Source organism: Vibrio sp. 10N.286.45.E10 (genome assembly GCF_002874195.2).
Classification (GTDB): Bacteria; Pseudomonadota; Gammaproteobacteria; order Enterobacterales; family Vibrionaceae; genus Vibrio; species Vibrio crassostreae.
This window is the reverse complement of sequence record NZ_MCWD02000002.1, coordinates 714,133-737,000: the sequence shown is the minus strand read 5'-3', so window position 1 is coordinate 737,000 and position 22,868 is coordinate 714,133. Positions and strand designations below refer to the sequence as shown.

Annotated in this window: 16 protein-coding genes; 8 read left to right on the top strand and 8 right to left on the bottom strand. The window is 44.0% G+C overall.

Translation table 11 applies throughout. The annotated features are described in order from the left end of the window. Positions 1 to 9: 9 nt before the first annotated feature. A complete protein-coding gene (locus BCU34_RS16400) occupies positions 10 to 2,124 on the top strand; it encodes a type I secretion system permease/ATPase (protein WP_102480788.1) in 2,115 nt (704 codons plus the stop codon). A 150-nt stretch (positions 2,125 to 2,274) separates the two neighbouring features. Here BCU34_RS16400 and BCU34_RS16395 read toward each other — a convergent pair whose 3' ends face one another. The 4 genes from BCU34_RS16395 to BCU34_RS16380 all read right to left on the bottom strand — a co-directional run bounded on the left by BCU34_RS16395 (position 2,275) and on the right by BCU34_RS16380 (position 8,748). Beyond that, positions 2,275 to 3,945: a DUF342 domain-containing protein gene (locus tag BCU34_RS16395; protein WP_102431369.1), complete on the bottom strand. Its 1,671-nt coding sequence runs from the start codon at positions 3,943 to 3,945 to the stop codon at positions 2,275 to 2,277. A gap of 418 nt (positions 3,946 to 4,363) precedes the next feature. After that, a complete protein-coding gene (locus tag BCU34_RS16390; protein WP_102480787.1) occupies positions 4,364 to 6,457 on the bottom strand; it encodes a GNAT family N-acetyltransferase in 2,094 nt (697 codons plus the stop codon). 93 nt (positions 6,458 to 6,550) lie between these two features. Then, positions 6,551 to 7,525 carry a ParB/RepB/Spo0J family partition protein gene (locus tag BCU34_RS16385; protein ID WP_048660526.1) on the bottom strand — a complete coding sequence of 325 codons (975 nt, stop codon included), beginning with the start codon at positions 7,523 to 7,525 and terminating at the stop codon, positions 6,551 to 6,553. A 5-nt stretch (positions 7,526 to 7,530) separates the two neighbouring features. Then, entirely contained in the window at positions 7,531 to 8,748 is a 1,218-nt protein-coding gene (locus tag BCU34_RS16380; RefSeq protein WP_102480786.1) for a ParA family protein, read from the bottom strand. 1,261 nt (positions 8,749 to 10,009) lie between these two features. On the opposite strand from BCU34_RS16380, the gene BCU34_RS16375 reads away from it, so the two are divergent. After that, positions 10,010 to 11,989, top strand: a complete 1,980-nt coding sequence (locus BCU34_RS16375) for a replication initiator protein RctB domain-containing protein (RefSeq protein ID WP_102479820.1) — start codon at positions 10,010 to 10,012, stop codon at positions 11,987 to 11,989. Between the two features lie 381 nt (positions 11,990 to 12,370). On the opposite strand, the gene BCU34_RS16370 is transcribed toward BCU34_RS16375, so the two are convergent. The 3 genes from BCU34_RS16370 to BCU34_RS16360 are packed head-to-tail and all read right to left on the bottom strand — an operon-like array spanning position 12,371 to position 14,652. Beyond that, positions 12,371 to 12,889 carry a transcriptional regulator gene (locus BCU34_RS16370; protein ID WP_102433017.1) on the bottom strand — a complete coding sequence of 173 codons (519 nt, stop codon included), beginning with the start codon at positions 12,887 to 12,889 and terminating at the stop codon, positions 12,371 to 12,373. Further along, complete coding sequence (locus BCU34_RS16365) at positions 12,886 to 13,818, bottom strand: ATP-binding cassette domain-containing protein (protein WP_048663996.1); 933 nt, start codon at positions 13,816 to 13,818, stop codon at positions 12,886 to 12,888. The genes BCU34_RS16370 and BCU34_RS16365 overlap by 4 nt, the downstream gene beginning before the upstream one ends. Positions 13,819 to 13,827: 9 nt before the next feature. Beyond that, on the bottom strand, positions 13,828 to 14,652 hold the full coding sequence (locus BCU34_RS16360; protein ID WP_102433015.1) for an ABC transporter ATP-binding protein: 825 nt from the start codon (positions 14,650 to 14,652) through the stop codon (positions 13,828 to 13,830). A gap of 362 nt (positions 14,653 to 15,014) precedes the next feature. Here BCU34_RS16360 and BCU34_RS16355 point away from each other — a divergent pair, with 362 nt between their 5' ends. Together BCU34_RS16355 and BCU34_RS16350 are read left to right on the top strand one after the other, a co-directional pair. Next, positions 15,015 to 15,209 (top strand): PA3496 family putative envelope integrity protein, encoded by a 195-nt coding sequence (locus tag BCU34_RS16355; protein WP_048660531.1) that lies wholly within the window; start codon positions 15,015 to 15,017, stop codon positions 15,207 to 15,209. Positions 15,210 to 15,399: 190 nt separating this feature from the next. Then, positions 15,400 to 15,930: an NADAR family protein gene (locus BCU34_RS16350; RefSeq protein WP_102433014.1), complete on the top strand. Its 531-nt coding sequence runs from the start codon at positions 15,400 to 15,402 to the stop codon at positions 15,928 to 15,930. Between the two features lie 139 nt (positions 15,931 to 16,069). On the opposite strand, the gene BCU34_RS16345 is transcribed toward BCU34_RS16350, so the two are convergent. After that, a complete protein-coding gene (locus tag BCU34_RS16345) occupies positions 16,070 to 16,828 on the bottom strand; it encodes a substrate-binding periplasmic protein (protein WP_102479832.1) in 759 nt (252 codons plus the stop codon). 88 nt (positions 16,829 to 16,916) lie between these two features. Here BCU34_RS16345 and BCU34_RS16340 point away from each other — a divergent pair, with 88 nt between their 5' ends. The 4 genes from BCU34_RS16340 (at position 16,917) to BCU34_RS16325 (ending at position 22,860) form a co-directional block, all read left to right on the top strand. Further along, complete coding sequence (locus BCU34_RS16340; protein ID WP_102433012.1) at positions 16,917 to 19,301, top strand: response regulator; 2,385 nt, start codon at positions 16,917 to 16,919, stop codon at positions 19,299 to 19,301. Positions 19,302 to 19,628: 327 nt separating this feature from the next. Beyond that, positions 19,629 to 20,288 (top strand): HAD family hydrolase, encoded by a 660-nt coding sequence (locus BCU34_RS16335; RefSeq protein WP_102433011.1) that lies wholly within the window; start codon positions 19,629 to 19,631, stop codon positions 20,286 to 20,288. A gap of 375 nt (positions 20,289 to 20,663) precedes the next feature. Beyond that, entirely contained in the window at positions 20,664 to 21,737 is a 1,074-nt protein-coding gene (gene hppD / locus BCU34_RS16330; protein ID WP_102479834.1) for a 4-hydroxyphenylpyruvate dioxygenase, read from the top strand. Further along, positions 21,730 to 22,860, top strand: coding sequence for a homogentisate 1,2-dioxygenase (locus BCU34_RS16325; RefSeq protein ID WP_102479836.1), 1,131 nt, complete (start codon positions 21,730 to 21,732; stop codon positions 22,858 to 22,860). The genes hppD and BCU34_RS16325 overlap by 8 nt, the downstream gene beginning before the upstream one ends. Positions 22,861 to 22,868: the final 8 nt, after the last annotated feature.

The following is a 22,868-nucleotide window of genomic DNA, read 5'->3' as shown; positions in this document are numbered from 1 at the left end:
TTATATCACATGCAAGATCCACTATTGAACTCACTGATCTACGTTAGCCGATATTACGGGTTAGCTAACTCGCCTGAAGCGTTGATCAATGGGCTACCATTATCAGACGGAAAGCTAACCCCTTTCCTATTCCCTCGTTCTGCAGAGCGAGCAGGATTGGTGGCGAAAGAAAACCGTTCCGACTTGGAAAAGATACCTCACCTGATTCTGCCTGCGGTTTTACTACTTAAACAAGGTGAGGCGTGCGTTCTCAACAGCATTGATTTAGAAAAGCAAGAAGCGGAAATCATTACAGCGGAAAGCGGAATGGTGCCAATCATCATTCCTGTCGAAGAACTGAAAGAACAATTCATCGGCCGCTACTTCTTGGTAAAGAAACAGTTTCGCTATGATGAACGTTCACCAGAGGTTCTAAAAACACGTAAAGGGCATTGGTTTTGGAGTACCATTTGGGAATCAAAAAACATCTACCGAGATGTGTTGATAGCCTCCATTCTGATCAATATCTTCGCGATAGCCGCGCCAATGTTCACACGCTTGGTGTATGACAAAGTCGTTCCCAACCTTGCCTTTGAAACTTTGTGGGTGCTAGCGAGTGGTATCTTTGTCGTGTTCCTATTCGATTTGCTGCTCAAATTGATGCGAAGCTACTTCATTGACGTTGCCGGTAAGAAATCCGACATCCTCATTTCTTCCAAGCTGTTTAGTAAGGTATTAGGGATTCGTATGGAAGCAAAGCCTGCTTCTGTCGGTGCTTTTGCCAAAAACTTGCAAGAGTTCGAATCAATCCGTGAGTTCTTTACCTCAGCAACCATCGGCTCGTTAATCGACTTACCATTCGCGCTGATGTTCTTGGCGTTGATTTGGTTAATGGCCGGAAACCTTGTATTTGTTCCTGTTGTCGGCGTGGTTATTCTGATCATCTATGCACTGTTAATCCAAGGTCCACTGCGTCGTACTATTGAAGAGGGCTCTCGTCTTGCTTCTCAGAAGTACGCGAACTTGATTGAAAGTTTGGCTGGGTTAGAGACGGTTAAGCTCTTCAGCGCGCAGAGTCAGTTCCAATTCCGTTGGGAAGAAGCGGTTGCGCACATGGCAAATTGGAATATCAAAAGCCGACGCATCACAGACAGCATCCAAAACACCGCCGGCTTTGTTCAGCAAAGTACTAACGTAGGTATGATCATTTTTGGTGTGTATCTCATTGCTGAAGGTGAACTGACTATGGGTGGCTTGATTGCTGCGACCATGCTGAGTGGCCGTGCGATTGGTCCTCTTGTTCAACTGTCTTTGCTTTCTACACGTTATAACCAAGCGAAATCGTCGATGACTCTGATTGAGCAAGTCATGTCGATGCCTGATGAACAAGAAGAAGGCAAACGCTACATTCATCGTCCGATTATCCAAGGTCATATCGCGTTAGACAAAGTGACGTTCCACTACCCTGACTCGCCAGTCGCTTCTATCAGAGACTTAACACTGCATATTAAACCTGGTGAAAAGGTGGCGATCATTGGCCGAATTGGTTCAGGTAAAACGACTCTAGAGCGCCTGATTATGGGCCTGTATAAGCCCACAGAAGGCCATGTTCGCATTGATGACACCGACATGGAGCAACTACATCATGTCGACGTACGACGCAATATAGGCTGTGTACCGCAAGACAGTAACCTATTCTATGGCTCAGTAAGAGACAACATTACCTTAGGTCGTCCATTGGTCGATGACCGTGATGTAATGGATGCTGCGAACCGTGCAGGTGTTACCGCTTTTACTCAGCAAGATCCAGCAGGCTTAGAACGCCAAGTGGGCGAAGGCGGTGGTTTGCTGTCTGGTGGTCAACGTCAGTCAATTGCCATTGCTAGAGCCTTCCTAGGCCGTCCTCCAGTGCTATTGATGGACGAACCGACCAGTGCGATGGATAACCGTTCAGAAATGCACATCAAGCACCAGCTTAACCAATTGCTACCAAGCGAGACGTTAATTCTGATTACACACAAAACATCGATGTTGGACATTGTCGACAGAGTGATCGTAATGGAGAAAGGCTGCATTATTGCTGACGGGCCAAAAGCGCAAGTTCTGTCAGACTTGAAGCAAGGTAAGGTAAGAGCTGCAAGTTAAAGCGCTCATGTGACTTAAAGAATCTAACTAAATCAATATCAGTGACAAGCAAAGGGGGGAGCATCAGCTCCCCCCCTTTTTTTTATTCGAATATATAGAAAACGGTTCGAACCGATCTAGTCAGAATCATTCAGACTGAGAGTCTTTCAATCACAATGAGATATCTTCTTGTTCCATCTTAAATGAACATTGAATCTCGTATTGATTGAACGAGAATACACTGCCACCATGCGTTCGCTTAGTAGTGACCGTCTCATCACCAAACTGGATCGTCACTCGGGTATACACTTTTTCATGAGCCTCTATGGTGCATTCGGCAAGGTTGGTTTCAAATTCCGCTTCGAGGGTATCCAACTGCGACTTAGTATTTTCAATGGCGAGGTTGTTCTTCTCACGTTGCTGCTCAATTTCTAGGGCTTGCTCTTCGCTTCTCTCAGCTTTCGGGCGCTTCTTAAATTCTAACTCTTGGCGGATCACACCCATGGTTTGCTCTTGAGTGTGTTTATAAGTTTCCTTCAGCTCGGCTATCTTTTGTCGGTAGCCATCGTAGCGTGCAAAACCATGTACCTTGGTTGCGGTGTCTCCCTCAACACCTAAGAACACACATTCTATCTTTCCACCGACTTTAGCTTCGCCACCACTGAGCGTGCCATGCTTTTTCAAACTGTCCATCACGATAAGATTGTTACCACAGCGAATGTCATTACTCATACTGTGCACACCAAGTCGAAGGTCACCGGCGGTTTGTAGCTCGGCATTCTGTGCGTAGCTTGCAGTAATGGAACCTTTACTGAATACCTTACAACTTTTTGGCTCACCCTCTTTGGTGGTGTGGCCGATAATACCTTTCGCGACTTTGATATCTCCCTGAGCTTGAACTTCGGCTGATTCAATAAAACCACCCACCGTGACACTTCCGGTCGCCTTGACGATCATCCCTGGCTCGATGTTGCCAGAGACAAAGACATTGCCTTTGAATTTAACGTGCCCAGTTGAGACATCGACGTTGCTGACACATAAGGCGTCATCCACTTCGATGGTTCGATCTTTAATGATGGGCAATCCAGGGTGTGAGGCGAGTAGTAGATTGGGATCTTCAGGGGAGATGTAGGTACCTTTTCCAGGCTTGATTAAACTGTCTTGTCCAGGAAGCGGTGGGATAACTCGACCTTGGACGGTAAAGCCTGCAATGCCTTTGGTTGCGGGGGTACGTTTCATTAAGTGATCATTTTGACCAACGGTAATGGTTTGTCCCAAATCTCGCATATCGATCTTGCCTTCGTCTTTATTGCGAGGCTTCAAAACTTGGCGAGTAATATCTTCAACCAAAGCGGCAAATTTTGCGTCTTTACCCTTTACGGGTTGTGTCCCCTTGGCGACTGGCTGAGTAAACTTTTCGCCCGGCTTAAGCTTGTTACTCATCATTAATGCTTTTCTGAGCGCTAACTTATTAATTCCTTTTGTTATGTGGGCTTGAGCTAAACAATGAATAATGTCGCTACCACGCAGCGCATGTCCATTATATGGCCCCGTTACCACAAGACTTGCGAGCATCTCATCATCAGATAATTCGACCGTAACATTGGCATTTCGAACTTCTGCAATCAAGATTCCTTCATAAGCTTCCCCCTTACCTTCTTTAGCAAGAGTGACAAAACGCAAAACCTCTTCTTCGAAAATAAAATAGTTTGATGCGTTCAAAGCTTCCAAGGTTGCTGGCAGCGTCTTATTATCAAAGCTTGCGTCGACCACAAACCCAGTTGGCAGACACGCCATCACTTGTTGCTTATCTTCCGACAATGTAACGATGTTATCCCACATTCGAATTGAGTATCCCTAATGACTCAGTTGTTATTCAGTCTATATAATTCGTTCTGCGCTTAGAATCACATTATTAGAATAATCAGCGTCACATCACTTACTTTCGATTCTGCAAACATGACTCATAAATAAGACTGACACATTTTATGATCGGCTTCACCTTTACAAATACATTAGTGAATTTTCCAAGATATTTCGTGCGATTGAATGTTGATACGAGGTTGGGCCAAATAGTAAAGACCAGTAGGTATAAAAGATTAGAGGCTGTAATGGAGAGATAAAACAGAAAGGCTAAAACCGGAAATCCGGGTAAAACCTGATTTCGTTATTGTGTTCCAGTTTACAGTGTAAATCCAAGATTCTAATTTACACTGTAAATCTAATTCGTAGCGGTAAGTTTATTAAAATGATGACCTGTCTATTTACACTGTAAATTTGCTAACAAAACACCGACATCTTTGCGAAACTGACTCTCTGCTTGTTTACGACCAACAAGATTAAACTGCTCGACACAAATCTCCCACTCTTTCTGTTGAACGACCTTTGCGATAAGTAAGTCAGAAACACTGGCTTCTCGATCGTTACTGAGCAGAATCAAATTCAATACGCTGAAGCTAATCGTATCATAACTATTGCCACCGTTTACGTGATTTCTAACTAATTGAGTTTCAAACTCACTCACGGTTTGTACACTCTTTGGCAGCAGTGCGCGCACCATATCCGTTTCAAGTAAAACTAAAGAACCAGAAACAAGAAAACAGTAGCTACGCTCGAAGTGATTTTGAACTTGGTTAATCCAGCTTTGAGAGCTTGAGTTAAGTGCCTTAACCATCAAAACAGAATGACACCCACTTGCCTGATCTCGCTGGTGGCCAATATGAACAGGCACAAATTCACTATCACGCCAGAAAGAAATCAAATCACTGGTCGCACCGAAGCTTGTCGCCAGGTAATCTGCTTGGCTGATTTGCTGTGATAGCAGCTTCAGCATCCAACGCCCAATTCCCGAACCTTGATGGTGAGTTGAAACTGCGATGCGCATAACTCGAAGGCAACGACTAGTCGCAGCCTGAGTACAACCAAGTTGGTTTGCGAGTAAAACAGGAGCCAGGTGACCTTGAGGCCTGCGCTTTCCAAGTTGAACCTGAGTGGTCAACTCTTTATCTAAACCGCCCTCCTCCGTCACCAACATACAACCAAGACATTCATCTTTCTGCCAAGCAGCATATAAATGGATAGCTGGATTATTTAAGAACTGCATTAAGTCGTTCGGCGACGTCTGATAATGCGCATCAACGAGAAGAGAAAAACATTGCTGTAGCTGCTCAGGATTAGCCAAGCATTCTGCTTTTGACAACTCGACCAAGTTTAACTGGTTGCTTTCTTCAGCAGAAAAGCTATCTAACTCATGAACTGCGGAGTCACTTAGCGATACGTCGTTACCAAGCAGGAAGCAATCAAACAACCAAGCTTCTAGTGGATCGTTGTTATTCCAACGAATCGGTTGTTCGAGCTTAAAGCCTTTCCACCCCGGACGATACTCAGAAAGCCAAGATTCGAACTTAATACCAAACCCTCGTCCACTACCCTCGTAACCGTGTACCGTGGTTGAAAAAACCATACGGTGATAGATATCGACCATGGATTTAAGCATTGGGATTGGAATTGCAGCCGCTTCGTCAACCAATAACAGATCGCAATCAGGCTTAGATTTAAGTAATTCATCTGGTGGGACAAACCTTAAACTTCCACCTTGATAACCAATGTGAGTCGCGTTAATTGCTTCACACGTATCGAGTCCCTGTAACGCATGAGAAAATACCGGCTCAATCGCTTTCACAGACGGAGCGGTAACAATAATATTTAAGCCCTGTCGCTCTGCCAAAAGCTCCGCAGCTGCAATACCCAAAGTTGAGCTTTTACCTCGCCCTCGGTCTGCAGTTAAAATAAGTGGGCGTTTTCGATGTCCTGTGACGACTTTCTTAACTAACTCGACGGCCATTTTTTGCTGTTCGAATTTGTCCAAACCATTTTTAACGCTTTGCTTCTTAGGAAGAGCGTTAGTCGCTTGAGTAACCCCCTCTGCTTCATTGTGCTGTGAAACAGAGATCAGTTTGTCGAAATGGAGTTTTAACCAACGTTGACCAAAGCTCTCGCTATCTTCAGAGCCATCAATTTTTGGCGGCAACACCAACAACAGTCCACCACCGACTAACGAACCGAGCGCGGCACTAAAACCATTCGCATCAAACTGTTCTCTAAAATCACAAACAAGAACTTGGCACTCACGACCAAGCAGTTGTTGGCCTTTTTTTACTGGAACATGAATTACACCTTCAAATGGCGTACCGCCAATCTGGAAGATGCTCGGAGTGCATGAGTCTTGAAGGAAGGTAAAAACAGCAGAGTTTTGCCAATCAAAATCACCTTCAAAGACCACACCGTAACGGTGATCGTTATGTTGAGCAATATTAGAAAGTGTATGCAGAAAAGAGTTGGTTGGGTTTGTCATAGTTAGCGTCCAGATTCATCTAAACACAGTTTATCACAGCCAAATAAAAAGCCGCATAAAGCGGCTTTAGAGTAGGAATGAAAAGTCGTCGACTTAGTCGAGCTTCGATTGTACGAAAGCAAGGATCTCTTCCATTGTCGCATCATCAACTTTCTTAAGGTTCAACGCTAAGTTTGAACCTTTGCGGCTGTATGAAGCACGGCCTTTAATGAGCTCAACTTTTGGAGAGGCTTTCTTTGCTGGCGCGGGTGCCAATTCAAGAATCCAACCTTCCAAAGTTTCTGTCACGTCTTTGGTTAGACGAGTTACGCCTTGAGCTTCACTACGCTGCCAAACAAAACCTTCAGAAGCATCACACTTAGTCAGCAATGTTTGCTGTTGTTCACTCGTCAATCCACCAAACTGCTTGTGCAGTTTAACAATAGTTGGACGACCAAGGTCGCTCACATTTGGGTAAGCTTGTAGCAATTCAAGTGGTAAAGCGGCCGCTTTCAATGCACCACTCACCAAAGCTTCACTACACTGGAACATTTTCGCCAGTGCTTTTTGGTCTTCAGCTTCGCCTTTATCCAGCTTCGCTTGCATCTCTTTACCCTTCTCGTAAAGAGAAAGCGGTTTATGAGCGTTTGCAACATCAGATAAGAACTTAGCGTGTTCGCCGTTAATGTTTTCAGCAACATAGATTAAGAACTCTTTGTCGGCCAAAATACATGACATACGACGACGGCTACCATCAAGAACTTCAATCTTACCGTCTTTGTTCTTACGACCAACCGCTGGGTATTGCTGACCACGTTCTTTTAATGTAGTAAGAACATCAGAAAGCGCGTGCTCGTTTAAGAAAGATTGCTCACGAGCATTCTCTTCAAAAACAACCGTTCGAGTTGCGACATCGGCTGCCGGAATACGAACCAATTCAAATGAAACCAACTCTTCGCCCGCAACTGAAAGTTCAATCACTTGAGCCTGTTCTTTGGCAGCAGTTTGCGCTTCTTGAGGCGTTGCTACGCGACGTTTGTTTGCTTTACCAAATAGCTTTGCATTTAAGTCAGATGTTTTAATTGCCATTGTTGTTATCCCTGATTAAGTGAAGGCCAGTTGCTATGTAATACGCGCTCTAATTCTAGAGCACTTTTTTGTACTGCGTCTTGAGCAACAGCTAGAGTTTTCTTACCGCCCTCAAAGTCGCTCACCGTTAGATCGAAAACCGTGCTGTAAGTGTCGGCACAGGTCTCAAAAGCACGGCTTCTTGGAATGGTTGCCATCATGACTTGGTCATTCAGCAGGTAGTTCATTTCTGTCAAAACTGACACCTGTTTCTTGTTGTCGTCTTCAAACATGGTAGGCATTAGACGAACAAATTCTAGCCCTTTCCAATCATCCGGGAACATTTCGTAAACCGTTGGTAAGTGCTGGAAGAAGTTAACCGTTGAAGCCCAGTCCAAACGCTTCGCTGCACATGGAATCAGAAGTGCGTTCGACGCGTACATTGCGTTCCACACTAGAGGGTCAACGTGCGGGCCGGTATCAATCATAATCACATCAAAATCATCGGCAATTTTATCGATAAGCTTCTCTTTCAACAGAAGAACAATATCAAGAGATTGATCTTGTGAAAGGCTTTGCCACGCTTCAGCGTTAAACATCGCATCTTCTGGGAATGCAGAAATTGTCTTCAGGTTTGGATACTGAGTTGGCAATAGTACGTTCTTACGAAGAAATTCTAGGTCTACGTCTTGGCCTTCAGGCACGTTATCCAACATGATATCGACGGCAGAATAGATACTGTCGTGCTCTGCCCCACTAATTTGTGGATTTAGGAACAGACGCAAAGAGCCCTGTGGATCCAAGTCAATTAGACAGATACGGTAGCGCTTATCTAAATTCAAAGATAAACAAGCAGCTAAGTGAACCGCTGTCATTGATTTACCCGTACCACCCTTCTGGTTTTGTACGTTGATAATCCATGGCTTATTGTCAGCGTGCTGCTTACGTTGGTGGAACTTTGGCACTTCTGCCGCGTCCATCAACATGTGAGCTTCTGTCAATGAAATCGAGTAATGATTGGCGTTGTTCTTTGTAAACTGATGGCCATCAGCTTCAAGCTTAGTGATCGCTTCATCGAGTTTGCGACGCGTTAAACCAGAACGAGTCTCCATCATAGCTTTAGACATTGGAGGGAAATGTTCATCACTTCGCTCTTCCAAAATAATCTCAATTCGGTCAGCCTGAACTTGTTGAGTTTGTTCGGCTAGCTGATAGAGCTTATCAATCGTTTGTTCTCTTTTCATTGCCAGTTTCCGTAATGATTAACTAAGTACAAATTGTACAGCGATTAACAACAAACACAACAAAAACATGAACATACATTTATGAGTGAAATCACATAAAATAGACTGTATTTTTACAGTTTGATGAAACAGCGGCTAAGACAAACACAAAAAATGACCATTTTTATCATGTATAACCATGCTATTTCTGACATACATTTAAAGTGTTACAGCATCACTTATTTACAATGTAAATGGAATTTCAGCAAAAAATCTTCGGAACGATTGAAATACAATCATAGATTACGGTTGGTGTGATTTGCATTCTAATTTATAGATTTTCGAGCCAATAAAAATTTAAAAACGCAGAATGGACAAAAGATTCAAAATAGAAGAGAAGCTTGAATGCCAGAAAACAAGATAAGATTAGAGCGTAACCGGAAGAATGATCATGGAATACGTAACGCGTAAGATAATTAATAACGCCAAATTATGAAGCATGATCAAGGCACAAACTTAGCGATATTGATCCAAGTAACTGCACATTAGAAATGATCAACTTCCGGAAAAATGATCAAGTAAATATCGTTCCGGAAGCATATAATTTAGGAGCTAAGTTACGGACAAATGCTTTTGCAATGGGGATTCAACGCCTATAAGGGCTCAACCATTGAAAATTCAATCTACACAGACCAAGAATACACAAACATGACAATTTCATGATCATGCTTCCTAGTTAATACGCACCTGTGCTCAATCCATCAAAGCAATTCATTATCAGCGAATACAGACTAAATTTTGTGCTCAATAGGGTGGGAACGATAAAAAAGTACACTCTCTTGATCATTGTTCCGCTAGATTGGGCGTCAGAAGTGTCCACGGAGACAAGTTAAAAGCGAGTTAGAAACCTATGCTGAATTCCGATCTGTGGATAAGCTGTATAAGTATAATGATCATGCTTTCGAACCAATAATGATCATGCTTACAATGACTTAATGATCATCGTTCTGATGTTCTGTGATCATGCTTTCTTAAGTATAATGATCATAGTTTCGAGTCCTTTATGATCATGCTTTCCAAGCTGATTTATTTTAACACTTTAAATTCAGCAACTTAAAAGCAAACTTACGTCCAGATCATTAGATCACTTAATCATTTAAGATCATATTAATCAAAAAGATCAGTTATTTAAAAGCCAATAAATTCTCTTTATTTATGATCATTCTTTCTTTATCATTCAGGAACTATAGTGAAATTACGGTTAGTGTGATACGGATCAAAAATGAAACCAGAAGAGAAATTGTTAATTAAGGCACGAAGCCACAAAGATGGTCATTTATTTGAGGTATCTGAAACAGCCGTTGAATGGATAGAACAATATCAACACTTCAAAGGTGTCACTAAAAGCATAGTTGAGCTTCTTAACCTAATTTCACTTCGTGGATTTAGCAGCAAAGATGGATACGTTTCAACGACCGAGATTATTGAATCAACCGATGGTCAAGTTACCCGCGCAGCTTTGCAACAAAGATTGAGAGCGGCGGTAAATATAGGTCTTTTCAAGCAAATCCCTGTTCGCTTTGAAGAAGGCCTAGCAGGAAAAACCATGCTGCATCGTTTTGTTAACCCTAACCAATTAATATCGGTATTGGGTGCCACCAGCTTGGTGACAGAAAGTGTCAAACAAAATGAAAAGCAGAAGCGTTCTAAAGCCCTAGCTCAAACTAAAGTAAACAAACGCCTGCTGAATGAACACGGACTCAATACTCCCCCAACAATGAAAGATGAAGCAGACCAGTTCATTGTGTCTCCTACAAACTGGGCGGGGATTATTGATCAAGCGTTAGCGCCACCACGAACGCGTAAGAGTTACCAAAAATCAATGGTTTCGATCTCCGGCACTCGAGCTGTGATCGAGACACGATCTTCTAAAAATATCATGACAGTTGATGATCTGATGACGCTGTTCGCGTTATTCACGCTTACCGTTCAATATCATGATCATCATCAAGATGATTACCATCTAGACGCTAAACACACACCGAACAAAACACCACTCTACATCACTGACATTTTGTCTTTACGTGGTAAGAAAGATAGTGGCCCGGCACGTGATTCGATCCGCGACAGTATTGATCGTATCGAATTTACGGATTTCCAACTGCATGAGCTTACAGGCCGCTGGCTTAGTGAGAACATGCCAGAAGGCTTTAAGAGTGATCGTTTCCGATTCTTAGCGAGAACCATTACCGCATCCGAAGAAGCGCCTACAGAGGGCTCTGACGGCGAAATTCGCATTAAACCGAACCTATACATACTAGTTTGGGAACCTTCGTTCTACGAAGAGCTGCTAACGCGTGACTATTTCTTCCTATTTCCGCCAGAAATCCTGAAGCAACATACCTTGGTTTTCCAAATGTATTCGTACTTCAGAAGCCGTATGGCACGTCGCCATTCTGATTGCATGTTGCTGAGCGAACTGAATCAGAAATTAGCCCGTAACATCGATTGGCGTCGGTTCTCGATGGATCTGATCCGTGAGCTTAGAAAGTTGGGCGAAGTAGGGGATCATGAAGATACCTTTCTGGTTAACCTTTGGGGTTATCATTTGACGATCACCGCGTTGTTCGAAAAAGGCAAAACGACGGATTATCAAGTAGATATCAAATGTAATGTGGAAGAAGTATTACGATATTCAAGAGCGCGCACTACCAACGCAGGTAAGCGTAATATGGCGCCAACGCTTCCGAACCCACTTCGTAACGAGATGGTGTCTAAGCAGAAACTGGAAGAGCTATCTGAGATTATCGATGGTGAGTTTGAGCCAATTCAGCGTAAAGCACCGTCGCCAAGAGGCAAATTGGGACGTCGAGTTAAGCAACGTAAACACTCTGTTGAGATCAACGCTGACGAGATCATGATTACTCTCTCTAAATATACCTCTGCAGAGGCTCTAGAACGCAGTATAACGGCTTTATCCGCTATGACAGGGCACTCACATGCCTCAATCAAAGAAGAGTGCTCAGAGCTCATTGAGAAGCTTGATTGGTTGAGAGTAGGGGAGGACGTTATCCCATACGAAACACTGAGTCGTTTGATTGAGCTGTACAACGATCGTGATAGCACCAGCAATCGACACTTGTCCATTGAACGTTTGATCTCTGGTTTAGCTGTGCGTCGTAAAGTGTGTAAACAGGTTCACGAAGGTCACCTTGACGAAAACGTGTTCCTTGCGCTCGATGAAATGGCGATTGGCCACTAGTCATTATCCTGTAGCGATAAGCCTGTATTTAGCGCTGATGAATGGATAGTTTTGAACACATTAGGTGCTGATTAAAATCGCACCTAACGCTGACAAAGTGATGACAAAGTAACGCATCCAGTTGATTAATATTTATCCCGAATAGACAACCTTTGTCCTTTCTTATGATTAATAGATTGGCTCATATTTTGTTACATCATACTGAATAGATTTTTGCGAGTTCCTAAGGGACTCGCTTTTTTTTGCCTGAAATTCAGCTAACTATTAAAATTCAATAGCTTACAGAATTAATCGCTGAAGCATGATCAAGGCTAGATCATGCTTTCTACGGATCTAACTTTGATGAGGTCCTGATTTGATGTTTGATCGAGAAGGGCTTGATCAGTGGAGGTGGCGTTGAAGACTACCTTGATCATCGTTTCGGGGATGGGCTGCCATAAAGCGTACATGCGATTCGATCAATCTCTCTGATTCTGCTTTCCAACGTGGTTCTTGCTGTTGGTTCGTAAATTCCAAAGCCAATACACACAAATGTTGTAACCGCTGTGTGCACCACTCTTGTAAGTCCGGTTCTGATTTTGAATCACAGGATACGGCTTGGAGCTTGCTATAGGCAAACATCAGGTATTGGTAGGCCTTTTCTTGATGAGTTGAGTTGCTGGCTTCCTGCGAAGCCAACTCCGGATTCAGTGAGTCCGCGTGGTGGCGATAGAAATTAAAGATTCTCAGGCATCCGTCTAGCCAACATGCGATGCCTTTGCTTTGCTCATCCGTGATCAAGGGCCCCCAGAGAGCATCTGGAGGCGTTAAGATCAAAGGTTCTAACCGGTCCACTTGATCATGCTTTCGGTCTTTGTACCAATCTCCGATCCGATCTAACCAAGTGTCTAGTTCATTCATGCAACGTTATCCCACTGTTTTACAAAGTGATTATCAGCAACTTGTTTGATTTTATGCTGTATTTCACTGCTCTGTTCTCGAATACGATCAGCGTCTATTGAATAGTTTGGCTCATTTTTGACGAGTTCGCCAAACGGCAGATCAGGATCAGGAACGGCAGAGATCAACAGTTTAGTGTATGGGTGTTGAGGATTAGTAAGGATCGACTGGGTTGAGCCCCATTCGACGATCTGCCCTTTGTACATCACCGCCGTCTCTTCTGCGATGTAATGTGCCGTGGCAAGATCGTGGGTTATGTACAAAAAACCTATCCCTAACTCTTTCTTCATTTTCTGCATTAGATTGAGCACGCCAAGTCGAATCGAAACATCCAGCATCGAGGTTGGTTCATCAGCAAGAATAACTTCAGCGCCAACCGCAAGCGCTCTAGCTAGGTTAACCCGCTGTCTTTGGCCGCCACTGAGCTCGTGAGGGTATTTGGCGAGAGTTTCTATGGGTAACTCCACCAGCGTTAATAACTCTTTGAGGCGCTCTGTGAGAGCTTGTTTAGTGGCTACCTGTTTATGGATCTTAAGTGGGCGCGTTAAATGGTGCTCAATGGTGTGAGTTGGATTGAGTGAACCAAAGGGGTCTTGAAAAACCATTTGTACACGGCTGCGATAATCTAAGATATCTTTACGGCTTTTGAGCGTAGAGATGTCTCTGCCTTTGAACAGTATCTCTCCCTCGGTCGCAGGGTAAACCTTGGTCATCAATCGTGCACAGGTGCTTTTCCCGCAGCCAGATTCGCCAACCAGTGCCAGTGTTTTGCCTGCATGTAAGTCAAAACTCACACCATGCAATGCTCTAAAGATCTCTTCTTTGCCAAATCCCCCACCAACAGTGAATTCTTTGACGAGGTTTTTTACTTGAAAAATAGGTTGTGACATAGAGCTCTCCTAGCAAGCTGTCGCGTGAGCATGTTCGTGAATATTAGGGAAAGAACTCCATAGCTTTTGGGTGTAGGAGTGCTGCGGGTTGTTGCGAATCTCGTAGGCTTGATTGACTTCAACGATTTGACCATGGCGCATGATGGCAATGCGGTCACACAGTTGGCTCATTAATGCTAAGTCATGAGTGATAAAGAGGATTGAGAAGCCAAACTCCTCTCTGAGTTGGTGTATCTGCTGCAGAATCTCACGCTGTACGACCACATCCAAAGCCGTGGTCGGCTCATCCATGATGATCAGTTTGGGATTGAGCGCGAGAGCAATCGCAATCACTAATCGTTGACGCATACCGCCACTAAATTGATGAGGGTATTCCGTGAGTCGGTTGCGCGGAATATTGACTAGGTCGAGTAACTTCTCTGCGCGATCTTTGGCTTGTTCGTAGGTCATGCCTTTGTGGTGACGCAGCACATCAGCAAACTGCTCTTCGATGGTTAATACTGGGTTGAGTGAATTCATGGCGCTTTGGAACACCATGGCGATCTCACTCCAACGTAAAGTATTCAAATGGCTGTCCGATAAGCTCAGCAGATCTTGCCCACCAAACAGTATCTGACCCTCAGAGATGAAAGCCGGCGGCTTATGCAGACGGTTAATGGCAAATGCGATGGTGCTTTTGCCACAACCGGATTCTCCGGCTAAGCCGAAAATCTCGCCTTGGCCTATGCTAAAGCTTACGGACTTAACTGCATTGAAATCACCGTCATCGGTGATGTAGTCGACACATAGATTCTTCACTTCGAGAAGTGGTTTATCTGAATTTCCCACAGACATGATAAATACTCAGTTATGATATTGATAACCATTATCATTAGCATGTGTTGGATTTAGTGGAAGCAACGAGCACGAAAAGGATGAAGTGCCTCGAAATTTATCTTGGGTTATTTCACGAATTTTCAGCAGAAAAGAAGCATTGAAAGAGGGGGAAATGAGAGTTGGATCAAACCACATTTATTATGGGGAATCTTTTAAATGTAATTGCAGAAAATGGCTTTGGCAAAGTTTAAATGAGGCATTTATTAATTAGCTTTATGAAGCGTCGTAATCATCACACTTCAGTACAGAATTTCTTAACAAGCGAAAAAGCATTTGCTACAGATTACCTGTCCATTACATGGTGCTTTTCGGAGGAAAACATGTCCATTAATTCTATCAACCATGATGAAATGACAAATATTGCAAACAAGTGGGATGCTGAAGAAGAAGTAGCTTTCAAACCAGAAAAGAAAATGAAGTCTGCTGAAGCTCGTCGTCGTATCGAGGCTCTAAGAGAAATTAGAGAAAGCGGTTTGAGTCTGGAAGAAGCGAGGGAGTTAGGTCTTATTCACTAATAATCCCCATTGCATTTAGAAGGGTGGTACCATGCCACCCTTTGATTTATAAGTGTTTCTTTCATAAATCTTATCTAGATTAAATCAATATCTTAGTTATTGACCTCACTGTTCCGCTAAGCTGCTCCCTTTTGACATTACGCTTTTCAGATGAAAAGCACACACATGACATACTCTTGAACTTAGTTGTTTGACAGTAATATGCAACGCCACTAATTTTAAAGTTAAAGCAAAAATATGCGATGTCGTTGGTAGGGAGAAGGCTATGTCGAACTCTGTGGCTCAAGCTGAAGAAGTGTTGTTTTATGAACCAGAAGATCCGAACGGATACCTGTCAAATTTCGCCGCTTGCCCGATCAAGGTGGATGGGCAAGTGTGGGCAACCAGTGAGCACTATTATCAGGCGATGAAGTTTTCTTCACCATCGCTGAGAAACATGATTCTTGAAGCCTGCACACCTGCTGAAGCATTCTCATTAAGCCGACAATACGAAGAGCAGGTTCGAGAGGACTGGTACGATATTCGTGTTGAGGTGATGCGATTCATCGTGACCGAGAAATTCACACAAAACCCGCAGTTTGCTTTGTTTTTAACGAGCACGGGTGATTCGGTGATCAAAGAACACTCTCATAAAGACCACTTTTGGGGGGACGGGGGAGACGGAACCGGTGCAAATCACTTAGGAAAAATCTTGATGGCAGTGCGCCAACAACTTCGTTGATCACATCACATTAAGTACACATTAAAAAGGCCGCTCTAGTTAGCTTGTACGCTAAAAACAGAGCGGCCTTTTGTATTTCTGTAGTTCCGGTATCCGAAGTCGCTAGAGGGCGCTAACGAGCCATAGAGTGACGCTAGAACTATAAGTAACTTTGGACGATGTCATCAAGCTGTCCATCGTCTTTCATTTGGTCTAAACGTTGGTTAATAAAAGTCTCGAGCTTAGGATCCATCTCAGGGTCAAACGCTAAATGGATGGGGTAGCTATTGATTACTGAACCAAACTCTTGCATCTGGTAGTCGTCGATACTGAGCTTCTGCTCGTTTAAGTTGTATTTGATTCGTGATTCCATTTCTACAAATACGGTATCACCAGGTGCACGGTTAATAACGCGGAATGCAGCCGTATAATCTTTTACTCGGATCTCATTGAGCTTACCTTGTTGTATGTAAGGCTCTAAGTTTGGATATTCAAATCCCACCAGCAATACCACTGCTTTACCATCTAAATCGTCAATCGTATTGAACTCGAACGGCTTTTTACCGCTGCTGAGTAATACGTGTTTTACATTGTAAATCGGGTCTTTAGACAGGTTAACTGATTGGATATTTCCCCAACTAGGGCTGCCATAGGTTACCCAGTTTGGATTCTCTCTAGCATCGAGCTTATCGATCATTCGATTAAATGGGTAGGTGTGGTAGTTGATCTCATACTGGCTGTCATCAAACACGGCTTCAACGATATCCGAAACCATTCCTCTGTGAGATGACCCGTCAGTTTCGATCTGAAAAGGTTGCGCTTGGCTGGCAATAATGTAGTAGTGAAGAGGTTCGCTTGCAAAAGTATAACTGCTTGAAAACAAACTGACTATGGATGCAACGATAAGATGTTTTTTCATAACCTTCCCTAGTTATTTGATGAATGACTACTACTATACTAGTTGAGTAATTGTAGTTTACTAAGATAACAACATTGGTAATTTTTATATGGTGAAAAAAGGAAAACGCTATATTGGACTCTCTCGACAGTTGATCGGGGCCATCATTGCCATCAGTACCTTATTCACAGTTATAGTGACAGGTCTGGGGCTGTATGTGGAGTACCAAAATCGAGTTTCTTTTATCAGTTCTCAGATCGAGCAGGTTAAAGCTGGCTACCTTTCTGGTTTAACGTCAAGCCTATGGGTTGAAGATCGTGCTCAGTTGTTTGTGCAAGCAGAGGGCATCTCACGCCTCCCTTCGGTTAGTTATCTCCTCATTGAAAACCCTGATGAAAAAATCTTAGAGCTTGGCAGCCCTACTGCTGGGCAATCGTATTCTCAGTCATGGGAAATGGTGTATCAGATGGGGGGAAAAGACTTCCCACTTGCCACCCTCACGGTGCAATCCGATTTAAGTATGATCCTCAATGACTTCGAAGAGCGAGTGCTGTTGCTACTCGCTTTTGAAGCCGTGAAAATCTTTTTGTTGTCATTGGTTTCTTTGGCCATTGTTTATCGCTTGGTAGTCAAACGCTTAATGACCATGTCTTCTCAGATAAACGAGCAGCAAGTTGAAGACAATAAACCACGTTTTTTAACGCCAACCGACTCTACTTATAAAGATGAAATATCGACGTTGGAAAACAGCTACAACCAATCAATTGAACGCATTCGTCAACAGTATCAAGAGTTGATTAAAGCCAAAGAGACGGCTGAAGTTGCTAACCGTAACAAGAGTGAATTTTTGGCTAACATGAGCCACGAAATCCGCACTCCAATGAATGGAATTATCGGACTTTCGTCTCTGCTTTCAGAAATGGATATGCCGAAAGAGCAAAAAGAGTACGTCAACATGCTTAATACCTCTTCGTTGACTCTTCTCGACCTTATCAACGACATTTTGGATTATTCGAAAATTGAAGCAGGTCGTTTAGAACTTCAGCAAGAACCGATGAAAATGATGGGCATTGCTGCTGATGTAGAGTCGACCTTCAGAGTCAAAGCCGAACAGAAAGGGCTCAGATTCCAACTGGCGATTGATCCTAAGATCCCAACCATGGTGATTGGCGATCGAACCCAGTTAAGACAAGTCCTGAATAACCTAGTCGGCAACGCAATCAAATTTACTGAGCATGGTCATGTCACGCTCTCACTTCGCTTGGAAGAAGTCATCGAACCAGAACAAAAGCTCAGAGTGAAATTTGAGGTGACCGACAGTGGTATCGGTATCGCAGAAGACAAGCAACAATCGGTGTTTGATAAGTTTCAACAAGCAGATGGCAGCACTACGCGTATTTACGGAGGCACCGGGCTTGGTCTAACGATATGCGATAAGATCGTAACCCTAATGGGCAGTAAGCTTGAGCTAACCAGTGTCGAAGGTAAGGGAAGTACATTCTACTTTACTGCTGACTTTGACCCGTGTTTGGACGTCGACGAGAGCAACATTGATTTTAATAAAGTCTCTGTACTACTGGTTGATGATAGCCAGCTGAACATGCGTATTACCTCTACACAGCTTCAGTCATTTGGCGTGACCTCCAAGTGCTGTGAAACCGCTACTCAAGCGTTAGATCTGGTTTCAGAGTCTGTTGCGAAGTCGTCACCTTATGATCTGGTGTTGATTGATAAAGTCATGCCTTCCATCGATGGGTTCCAGCTAGCAAGAAGGTTAATGGAGCGATTTGGTAAAGATTGTCCTAAATTGGTAATGATCTCTGCCGACCCAAGAAAACAAGATGAAGTACGCGCTAAGCAAGTGGGGTTTGTTGCCTACATTGCTCGTCCTTATCAAGATAACCAACTTAAATGGACCGTCAGTGAGGTACTCGCAAGATCGGCGGATACTTCAACCTTCACCTATCCAAACCGAGGTGAAGTCGCGTTTAAGGATAATGAGCCTGCACCAACAACTAAACCAGCGGTGGTGGCGAAAGAGAGCGTCAAGGCTGAAGAGTCTAAGCCTGAAACCGCGTTATTTAGCGGAAAAGTGTTGGTGGTCGAAGACTCAAGAGTGAACCAACAAGTCGCCAAAATGATGCTCAAGAAGTTGGGTTTTGAAGTTGACATCGCAGACAACGGTAAAGTTGGAGTCGAGAAATTCAAATACAATGAGTATGTGATGATTTTTATGGATTGTCAGATGCCGGTTCTTGATGGCTTCGAAGCGACTAAACAGATTCGAGCGCTGGAGGAGGGGACTTCTAAACATATTCCTATCGTTGCGCTCACTGCCAACGTTGTACAGCGAGACAAGCACTTGTGCTTCGATGTGGGGATGGATGAGTTTTTACCTAAGCCTGTTAATCAAGGCAAGCTGAGAGAGATTGCCGCGAGTTTTATGTCGGATAAAAGCGATCTCGCGGGCGAAAGTGAGCAGAAGATTGTTTAGGTTCAACTAGCTGATGTCTCGCTAAAGCATACTCAATCAAATAAAACTCCGACTGAATCCGTCGGAGTTTTTTTAGCTAATTAGTACTTGGTTAGCTAACACATATCGAGTTAATCAAAACATTTAGATAGCCAATGCACCGCTTATCAATACAGATTGAATTCATAAGTTGTTGTACTTAAGACGTAAGCAAGGAGGAACGGTTGTCATATGGGTGAAATGCAACTGCCACGAAAATACGCTTAATTTGTCACAATTTCGTAATAGCATACTGCCAACTTGAACTCCTGTTTAACCTTAACGAAATTCAACCTGTGAGAGCCTAAGATGTTCAAACCTTTGTATGTATTTGATATGGATGAAACGCTGATCAATGCCGATGCAGCGATGCTATGGAATGAATTCTTGGTTGAAAAGGGCATTGCCACAGCCCCCAACTTTATCGAAGAAGATAAGCGCTTAATGGGCCTGTATTCAGAAGGTAAGCTGAACATGGAAGATTACCTAAGATTTTCCATGCAGCCACTAGCCGACATGCCAACAGAGCAAGTCACCGCATTGGTTGAAGAGTGTGTCGAACAGCATATTTTGCCTAAGCAATTCAAGCAGTCGAAACCTTTGATTGAACAGCTAGAAAATGACGACATCGATATGCTGATCATTTCTGCCAGCGTAACTTTCTTAGTGGAAGCCGTGGGCCGTAAGATGGGTATCGAAAACGCACTTGGTATCGATTTGATTGAAAAACAAGGCCGTTTTACGTCTCAAATATCAGGTGTACCAAGTTACCGAGAAGGTAAAGTCACCCGTTTAAAAGAGTGGTTAGACAACCAAGAAACCAACTACTCAGACATTCACTTTTATACGGATTCAATCAACGACTTACCTTTGTGTGAACACGCTGATTTTGCTTATTTGGTGAACCCATGCCCGCGTTTAAAAGCGTTAGCCGATCAACCGAATTGGTCGATTCTCGACTGGGATTAACGCGATTCTTATATTCGAATTAGCTTCGTTCTAGAACTCATCAAGCCGCTGACACAGCGGCTTTTTTGCATCATCAGTCTAATGTTCGATTTATTACCTCAGCTGACAAAAGTACGTATGTAACAATTCAATAACATCCATTCCTCAGTTGTAAATCAAACCACCACCTTTCAATCCCTTGATAGCACTCACTTTCCTGCCTTAGCTGTCTGTGTGTAACAAATATTTTACAAATTGACAGGGTTTCATCGAAATTGCCCATTTTCCTCCACCCATTCCATTATCTCGGCTTGTGGGCCAAATTTAATTAAGGACAAAAAACAATCATTTCATAAAAAACGTAACACAAAACCAATAGGTACAAGGAGAAAGTTCATGGTGGATACATACAACCCGCTTGGCACGGATGGATTCGAGTTTGTTGAATACACGGCCGTTGACCACAAGGGAATTGAGCAACTTAAAGCGCTGTTTGTGTCACTTGGTTTTGCTGAGATCGCTAAGCACCGTTCAAAAGAGGCTTGGCTGTATCGACAAGGTGACATCAACTTTATCGTCAATGAACAGCCACACAGCCAAGCTGAAGCGTTTGCTAAGGTACATGGGCCATCTGTCTGCGGCATGGCTTTTCGTGTGAATGAAGCAACGACGGCCATGGAGCAAGCGTTCAAGGGCGGTGGTGAAGAGTACAAAACAGAAATAGGGCCGATGGAGCTGAGCATTCCTGCCATTTACGGTATCGGTGAAAGTTTGCTTTATTTCGTAGACCGTTACGGCAAGCAGAGCATCTATGATGTTGATTTCCGATTCTATGATGATGCGGAAGAGCGTATGGCGAAAGCTGATGTAGGCCTTTACGAGATCGATCACCTCACGCACAACGTGAAACAAGGCAACATGGACCTGTGGTCTGGTTTTTATGAGCGTATCGGCAACTTCCGTGAGATTAGATACTTCGATATTGAGGGTAAGCTAACAGGCCTTGTGAGCCGCGCCATGACCTCACCATGTGGCAAAATCCGTATCCCTATCAATGAGTCTTCAGACGATAAATCACAAATTGAAGAGTTTATTCGCGAATACAACGGTGAAGGCATTCAACACATCGCACTTGCTACAGATGACATCTACAAAACAGTGAAAACCCTGCGTGATCGCGGCATGGACTTTATGCCAACCCCAGACACCTACTATGAGAAAGTTGACGATCGTGTGAAAGGCCACGGTGAAGACACCGACCTGCTTCGCGACCTGCGCGTTCTGATTGATGGCGCGCCGACCAAAGACGGCATCTTGCTGCAAATTTTCACGCAGACAGTAATCGGGCCTGTGTTCTTTGAAATCATCCAGCGTAAAGGCAACGAAGGCTTTGGCGAAGGCAACTTCAAGGCGCTGTTTGAATCGATTGAAGAGGACCAGATTCGTCGAGGAGTATTAGACGATGCATAAATGGATCTCATTTCCTCATCGGGAGGGGGTATGCTCGAAACAAGCGCATGCCGACTTCCCTGAAGAGGCAATCTATGAGCGAGAGGCGGGCCGAAGTGGTTTCTTTGGCCCTGCCGCTCACTTTCATCACCAACATGCGCCAACAGGTTGGTCGGAGTGGGAGGGCGATTTACGTCCTCGCGCTTTTGATTTTACGCTGGTGGAGAAAGCTAGCCAGATAACCCCTTGGGCGGTGCCTCATCTTTTGCACAACGCAGACTGCAAAATCCGCGTATGGCGCATGGATGAGAAGATGGATTTCTTGGTGCGTAACTCTGACGGTGATGAGCTGCTGTTCATTCATCAAGGCAGCGCCGATCTCTATTGTGACTATGGTCATCTAGAGGTGAGTGAAGGGGATTACGTGATGATCCCGCGCTCAACCAACTGGCGCTTGGAGCCAAGCGAGCCGATGTTCATCTTGATGATTGAGAACACCGACGCGGCTTACTCGTTGCCAGAGAAAGGCATGGTCGGCAATCACGCGGTATTTGATCCGGCGGTTCTTGAAACCCCGTCGATCAACGATCAATTCCGCGCTCAATATTCAGAAAACCAAACCCAAGTTCAGGTGAAGCGCCACGACAAAGTCAGTGTGATCACTTATCCGTTCAATCCATTGGATGCAATTGGCTGGCATGGTGATTTGGCCGTGGTGAAGGTGAATTGGCGCGATATCAGACCGCTGATGTCACATCGCTACCACTTGCCACCGTCTGCACACACTACCTTTGTTGGCGCAGGCTTTGTGGTGTGCACCTTTGTACCACGCCCGATTGAGAGCGATCCAGGTGCGCTGAAAGTACCGTTCTACCACAACAATGATGACTACGACGAAGTGCTGTTCTATCACGCTGGTGACTTCTTCAGTCGCGACAATATTGAAGCGGGCATGGTGACCTTCCATCCAGCTGGCTTCACGCATGGGCCTCACCCTAAAGCCTTTAAGGCAGGTCAGGCGCATAAGAAAAAGTTCACCGATGAAGTCGCGGTGATGATCGATACTCGCCATGCACTGCAGTTCTCTGACGAACTTGATAGCGTTGAGAACAAAGAATATGTCTACAGTTGGCAAGAGAAGTAAGGGGCAAC